The organism is Kribbella sp. NPDC002412 (genome assembly GCF_053592935.1).
Map to the genome: position 1 here is coordinate 25,947 of NZ_JBSFBL010000070.1, position 6,179 is coordinate 32,125.

At 70.0% G+C, this 6,179-nt stretch carries 6 protein-coding genes; 5 read left to right on the top strand and 1 reads right to left on the bottom strand.

Annotated features, from left to right (window positions below; translation table 11 throughout):
- The first annotated feature begins 69 nt into the window (after window positions 1-69).
- A complete protein-coding gene (locus ACWCOV_RS36620) occupies window positions 70-942 on the top strand; it encodes a LysR substrate-binding domain-containing protein (protein WP_449833958.1) in 873 nt (290 codons plus the stop codon).
- 47 nt (window positions 943-989) lie between these two features.
- Window positions 990-2,765: a thiamine pyrophosphate-requiring protein gene (locus ACWCOV_RS36625; protein WP_449833959.1), complete on the top strand. Its 1,776-nt coding sequence runs from the start codon at window positions 990-992 to the stop codon at window positions 2,763-2,765.
- On the opposite strand, the gene ACWCOV_RS36630 is transcribed toward ACWCOV_RS36625, so the two are convergent.
- The gene (locus ACWCOV_RS36630) at window positions 2,754-3,590 is read right to left on the bottom strand and encodes a UbiA family prenyltransferase (RefSeq protein ID WP_449833960.1); all 837 of its coding nucleotides are present in this window, start codon (window positions 3,588-3,590) and stop codon (window positions 2,754-2,756) included. The genes ACWCOV_RS36625 and ACWCOV_RS36630 overlap by 12 nt on opposite strands.
- Window positions 3,591-3,608: 18 nt before the next feature.
- Between ACWCOV_RS36630 and ACWCOV_RS36635 the strand changes: the two genes are divergently transcribed.
- From ACWCOV_RS36635 to ACWCOV_RS36645, 3 genes are all read left to right on the top strand, one after another.
- Window positions 3,609-4,658 carry a type III polyketide synthase gene (locus ACWCOV_RS36635; protein ID WP_449833961.1) on the top strand — a complete coding sequence of 350 codons (1,050 nt, stop codon included), beginning with the start codon at window positions 3,609-3,611 and terminating at the stop codon, window positions 4,656-4,658.
- Complete coding sequence (locus tag ACWCOV_RS36640) at window positions 4,655-5,164, top strand: isoprenylcysteine carboxyl methyltransferase family protein (RefSeq protein WP_449833962.1); 510 nt, start codon at window positions 4,655-4,657, stop codon at window positions 5,162-5,164. The genes ACWCOV_RS36635 and ACWCOV_RS36640 overlap by 4 nt, the downstream gene beginning before the upstream one ends.
- Window positions 5,161-6,179: NAD(P)/FAD-dependent oxidoreductase (locus ACWCOV_RS36645; protein WP_449833963.1), on the top strand; the 1,019-nt coding region annotated here is incomplete at its 3' end. The genes ACWCOV_RS36640 and ACWCOV_RS36645, both read left to right, overlap by 4 nt.

Sequence of the window (6,179 nt, forward strand, 5' to 3'; positions counted from 1 at the left end):
TCGGTACTGAATTCTGATAGCGAATTACTCCTATTACTCTTATCGCGTCGCGTAATGGGAGGTCCATCGATGTACGACCCGGATCAGCTGCGCACGTTCCTGGCGGTGGCGCAGTCGCTCAGTTTCACCCAGGCGGCCGAGCGGCTGGGTATCCGGCAGCCGACGGTCAGCCAACATGTCCGCAAACTCGAGATGGCGGTCGGGCGACCGCTGTTCCTGCGCGACACGCGGACGGTCACCCTGACCGCCGACGGCGAGGCGATGGCCGGGTTCGCCCGGACCATCCTGGCCGCGCACGAGGAGGCGGCCGGGTACTTCACCGGCTCGGAGCTGCGCGGCCGGCTGCGGTTCGGCGTCACCGACGACCTGGCGCTCACCCCGCTGCCGCGGATCCTGCGCGACTTCCGGCAGCTGTACCCGCGGATCGACCTCGAGCTCACGGTTGCCCAGAGCCCCAACCTGCTCCGCCGGGTGGAGTCCGGCCACCTCGACCTCGCCTACGTGAAGCACAGCGTCGGCACCGGCTACGAGCCGAACGGCCGGCTGGTCCGGCGGGACCCGCTGGTCTGGGCCGGGATCAACGGGACCCGGATCGCGCCCGACGGCCCGGTGCCGCTGGTCGCGTACCAGGCCCCCAGCCTGAGCCGCTCGCTCGGTGTCCAGACTCTGGAACAGGCGGGCCGCTCCTGCCGGATCACCTGCATCGTCCGCGGTGTGAACGGCGTCCTCGCGGCGGTCCGGGCCGGCCTCGGCATCGCCATCTTCGCCCGCTCGCTGATGCCCGCCGACCTGGTCGAACCGCCACCGAGCGCCGGCCTCCCCGAGCTCCCGTCCATCGACCTGGTGCTGATCACCAACCCGCGCGCCTCCAAAGAGCCCGCGGAGGCGCTGACCGCCGCGATCCTCGGCAGCAACGCGCCGCTGAAACCCGACGCCGCATAAAGGAGACGCCCGCGGGCACCCGAGGGGGTGACACCGAGGGAGGTCTCATGAGGACGGTTGGCGACTACCTGCTCGAGCGGCTCCGGGACTGGCAGGTGGACACCGTCTTCGGCTATCCGGGCGACGGTATCAACGGCATCCTCGCCGCCTGGACGCAGGCCGAGGAGGGTCCGCGGTTCATCCAGTCGCGACACGAGGAGATGAGCGCCTTCCAGGCGGTCGGGTACGCCAAGTTCACCGGCCGGGTCGGCGTCTGCCTCGCCACCTCCGGCCCCGGCGCGATCCACCTCCTGAACGGTCTGTACGACGCCAAGCTCGATCACGTTCCCGTGGTCGCCGTCGTGGGCCAGACGAGCCGGTCCGCGATGGGCGGCTCGTACCAGCAGGAGGTGGACCTGCACTCCCTGTTCAAGGACGTCGCGAGCGAGTTCCTCGAGACCGTCAACGTGCCCGAACAGCTGCCGAACGTGCTCGACCGGGCGATCCGGACCGCGCTGGCCCGGTCCGTGCCGACCGCGGTCATCGTGCCGTCCGACGTCCAAGAGCTGGAGTACTCACCGCCTGAGCACGCGTTCAAGATGGTGCCGTCGAGCCTCGGGTTCGCGGCGGCGTTGGAGGTGCCGGACGAGTCGGGTCTGCTGGCGGCGGCCGACGTACTGAACAGTGGTGAGCGAGTCGCGATCCTGGTCGGCCAGGGTGCCCGGGGTGCGCGGCGTGAGCTCGAGACCGTCGCCCAGCTGCTGAACGCGGGGGTTGCCAAGGCGCTGCTCGGCAAGGACGTGCTGAGCGACTACCTGCCGTACGTGACCGGGTCGATCGGGCTGCTGGGGACGCGGCCGAGCTGGGACCTGATGCAGGACTGCGACACGCTCCTGACGGTCGGGTCGAGCTTCCCGTACTCGCAGTTCCTGCCCGAGTTCGGCCAGGCGCGGGCGGTCCAGATCGACGCGGATCCGACCATGATCGGGATGCGGTACCCGTACGAGGTCAATCTGGTCGGCGACGCCGCGGCGACGTTGCGCGAGCTCACGCCGTACCTGCTGCAGAAGGAGGACCGGTCCTGGCGCAGCGGGATCGAGGACGGTGTGCAGCGGTGGTGGGACGTGATGGCCGCGGCCGCGCAGGTGGAGGCGGACCCGGTGAACCCGCAGCGCCTGTTCTACGAGTTCTCCGAGCGGTTGCCCGAGGACTGCATCGTGGTCGCGGACTCCGGCTCGGCGGCCGACTGGTACGCGCGGCAGTTGCGGTTCACCGACACCACGCACGGCTCGTTGTCCGGCACGCTGGCGACGATGGGCTCCGCGGTGCCGTACGCGATCGGCGCGAAGATCGCGCATCCCGGCAAGCCGGTGGTCGCGTTCTCCGGCGACGGCGCGATGCAGATGAACGGGCTGGCCGAGCTGATCACGATCAAGCGGTACTGGCAGGAGTGGAGCGATCCGCGGCTGGTGATCGCCGTACTGCACAACAACGACCTCAACCAGGTGACATGGGAGATGCGGTCGTTGCAGGGCGCGCCGAAGTTCCCGGACTCGCAGACGCTGCCGTCCGTGGACTACGCGGCGTTCGCGCGGTCCGTGGGGCTGGCGGCGATGACGGTCCGGTCCAGCGCGGAGCTGGGGCCGGCCTGGGGTTCGGCGCTCGCGGCGGACCGTCCGACCGTGCTCGACGTGCACTGCGATCCCGACGTACCGCCGATCCCGCCGCACTCGAGCTGGGACGAGATCCAGAAGACCGCCAAGTCGCTGTGGCGCGGGGACGAGGACCGCTGGGGCGTGCTCAAGCAAGGCGTCAAGGCGAAGATCCAGGAGCTACGGCACTAGCGCGTCGCCTCTGATGACGAGCGCTGCCACGCTGACCGCGGCGACCGCGATGGTGACCAGGAAGGGTGCGTTCTTCCAGGCCAGGATCACGGCGAGCAGTACGGCGACGACGCCGAGGACGAGCCAGCCGATCAGGCCGGCCGGGCCGGGTGGGGCAAGGACCAGGAGGATCGTGGCCGCGGCCAACGGGACCGGGGCGAGCAGGCGGGCCGCGCTGCCCAGGCGTTGCGGCCAGCCGCGGACGCCGGTGGCGAGATCGTCGGCCAGGTCGGGTACGACGTTTGCCAGGTGGGCACCGACTCCGAGCAGGGCGGTGGCGGCGGTCGCCCACCACGGCGCCCAGGTGTCCGTGGTGCCGAGCGTGACGAACGAGGGGAGTGCGCCGAACGCAACCGCGTACGGGAGCCAGGAGACGGCGGTCGACTTGAGCCCGAGGTTGTACGCCCAGGCGCACGCTACGAACAACAGGTGCATCAGGCCGGCGGCGATCCCGTTGGCCAGTGAGACCGGGATGGTGACGACCAGCATGACTCCGGCGCCGATCGCAAGCGTGCGGCGACTCACCAGTCCACGTACCACTGGCTTGTCCTGCCGGTTCACAATGGTGTCGCGAGCGGCATCTATCGCGTCATTGCTCCAGCCGATCGAGAGGTGACCGGTGAGGATCGTTGCGGCGACGAGGAGACACCCGGCCGGACTGCGCCCGGCCGACCAGGCCACGGCCGTGGTGAGCGCGGTGACGGCGGCCGTCGGCCCGGGGTGGCAGGCGAGTGCCAGGCCTTTGACGGTCGCGGCGACTCGGCCTGCGCTCACCTTGGGGCTCACCGAAGTAACGATGCCACGATGACGCGGATCGCAGCGGTCCGGCCCGCGTTGCCGCCGTACCGCTATCCGCAGTCGACTCTCACCGACGCATTCGCCTCGATCTGCCTGCCTGACGGCAGCGGTACGGCGTTGCTGCGGCGGCTGCACGCGAACGCGGGGGTGTCGTACCGGCATCTGGCGTTGCCGTTGGAGCAGTACGCCGTACTGAAGGACTTCGGTGAGGCGAACGACGCGTGGATCGCGGCGGCGGTGGATCTGGGGGCCGAGGCGGTTGCGGGGGCCGTGAAGGATGCCGGGCTGACGCTGGCCGATGTCGATCTGCTCATGTTCACCACGGTGACCGGGGTGGCGGCGCCGTCGATCGATGCGCGGGTGGCGTTGCGGTTGGGGCTGCGGGAGGACGTGAAGCGGCTGCCGTTGTTCGGGCTGGGGTGTGTGGGTGGGGCGGCGGGGATCGCTCGGGTGCACGACTACTTGAAGGCTTGGCCGTCGCAGGTCGCGGTCCTGTTGTCGGTGGAGTTGTGCTCGTTGACGCTGCAGCGGGACGACTCGTCGTTGGCGAACCTGGTCGGTGGGGCGTTGTTCGGGGATGGCGCGGCGGCAGTGGTCATGACTGGTTCGGAGCATCCGCTGGCGTCGGGGCCTTCGGTGGTGGCGACGCGGAGCCGGCTCTACCCGGACTCCGAGCGGGTGATGGGGTGGGACGTCGGCTCGGGCGGCTTCCGGATCGTGCTCGGGGCGGACGTGCCGGACGTCGTACGGACCTATCTCGGGGGCGACGTACGGGGGTTTCTGGCCGGGCACGGGCTGACCGTTCCGGAGATCGGGACGTGGGTGAGTCATCCCGGTGGGCCGAAGGTGCTGGAGGCGGTCGCGGACACGCTTGAGCTGCGGCCCGGTGCGCTGGATCTGACCTGGGAGTCGCTCGACGCGGTCGGCAACTTGTCGTCGTCGTCCGTGTTGCACGTCCTCGGTGAGACGCTGCGACGAGATCCTGTCGGCATGGGACTGCTACTGGCCATGGGGCCCGGCTTCTGCTCCGAGCTCGTGCTCCTGGAGTGGCCGTGAGTTGGTACGTCGTACTCGTGGTGCTCGTCGGGTTCGAGCGTGTCGCCGAGCTGGTGGTGTCGCTGCGGAACGCGCGGTGGAGTTTCGCGCAGGGTGGCGTCGAGTCTGGGCGTGGGCACTACCCGTTCATGGTCGTGCTGCACACCGGGTTGCTGGTGGGGTGCCTGGTCGAAGCGGCTCATCGTCCGTTCATCCCGTGGCTCGGGTGGACGATGTTCGCGGTGGTGCTGCTGTCGCAGGGGCTGCGGTGGTGGTGCATCACGGTGCTCGGGAGGCAGTGGAACACGCGGGTGATCGTCGTACCAGGGCTGCAGCTGGTTGCGCGTGGCCCCTATCGGTGGCTGCGGCATCCGAACTACGTCGCGGTGGTTGCCGAGGGCATCGCGCTGCCGCTGGTTCACACCGCGTGGGTGACGGCCGTGGTCTTCACGGTGCTGAACATCCCGTTGCTGGCGGTCCGGATCCGGGCCGAGGAGGCGGCCTTGGACGCCGCCCTGCACAAGTGATCGACCTTCTGGTCGCCGGCTCTGGTCCCGCCGGGGCCGCCACGGCCATCCGAGCCGCCTTGGCCGGCCTCTCGGTGGCGGTTGTCGAACCTCGCTCGGCCCCGATCGACAAGGCGTGTGGCGAAGGCATCGCCCACAGCGCCGTGGACTACTTGTCGCGGCTCGGCGTGGAGCTGACCGGTCGCCCGTTCTACGGCATTCGCTACCTCGACGCCGGCCACCAAGTCGACGCCCGCTTCGCCGCCGGCCCCGGCCTGGGCGTCCGCCGCACCACCCTCCACCAGTCCATGACCGACCGCCTGACCTCGCTAGGTGTCCAGACTGTCGACACCCGCGTCGCCGCCATCACCCAAAACACCACCTCGGTGACGGCGGCAGGCATCACCGCCCGCTATCTGGCCGCTGCCGACGGCCTCCACTCAAGCATCCGCCGCCAACTCGGCCTGGCCGGTTCGCCCGGCGCCACTCGCCGCGGCCTGCGCCGGCACTTCCACGTATCGCCATGGACCGATCTCGTGGAGGTGTACTGGTCTGGGCTGGGAGAGGCTTACGTGACTCCGGTCGCCGACGACCTGGTGGGTGTCGCGATCCTCACCTCGGAGCGTGGCAGCTTCGACTCCCACCTCGACGCGTTCCCCGCCCTGAAACGCCGTCTGCGCGGCGCCTGCCCTGCAAACGCCGTGATGGGCGCCGGCCCACTCCGCCAGCGAGTGCGGGCACGGGTGGCCGGGCGAGTCCTGCTCGTCGGCGACGCGGCCGGGTACGTCGACGCACTGACCGGCGAGGGCATCGCCGTGGCGCTGCGTACGTCGGCCGAGCTGGTGGACTGTGTCCTGAAGGACCGGCCGGCGGACTACGAGGCCGCCTGGCGACGGGTGTCCTGGGAGTGCCGTCTGCTCACCGGTTCGTTGCTCTGGGCCCGCAACAGGTCGTTGCTCGCTCCCCGCATCGTCCCGGCCGCCGCGCTGCTGCTGTCGCCGACCGGCCACGTCGAGCACGTGATGTACGGCGTCGA

Excerpts from the sequence above, each read along its gene's own strand:
- ACWCOV_RS36620 (WP_449833958.1), top strand. The coding sequence starts at position 70 with ATGTACGACCCGGATCAGCTGCGCACGTTCCTGGCGGTGGCGCAGTCG.
- ACWCOV_RS36625 (WP_449833959.1), top strand. The coding sequence starts at position 990 with ATGAGGACGGTTGGCGACTACCTGCTCGAGCGGCTCCGGGACTGGCAG.
- ACWCOV_RS36635 (WP_449833961.1), top strand. The coding sequence starts at position 3,609 with ATGACGCGGATCGCAGCGGTCCGGCCCGCGTTGCCGCCGTACCGCTAT.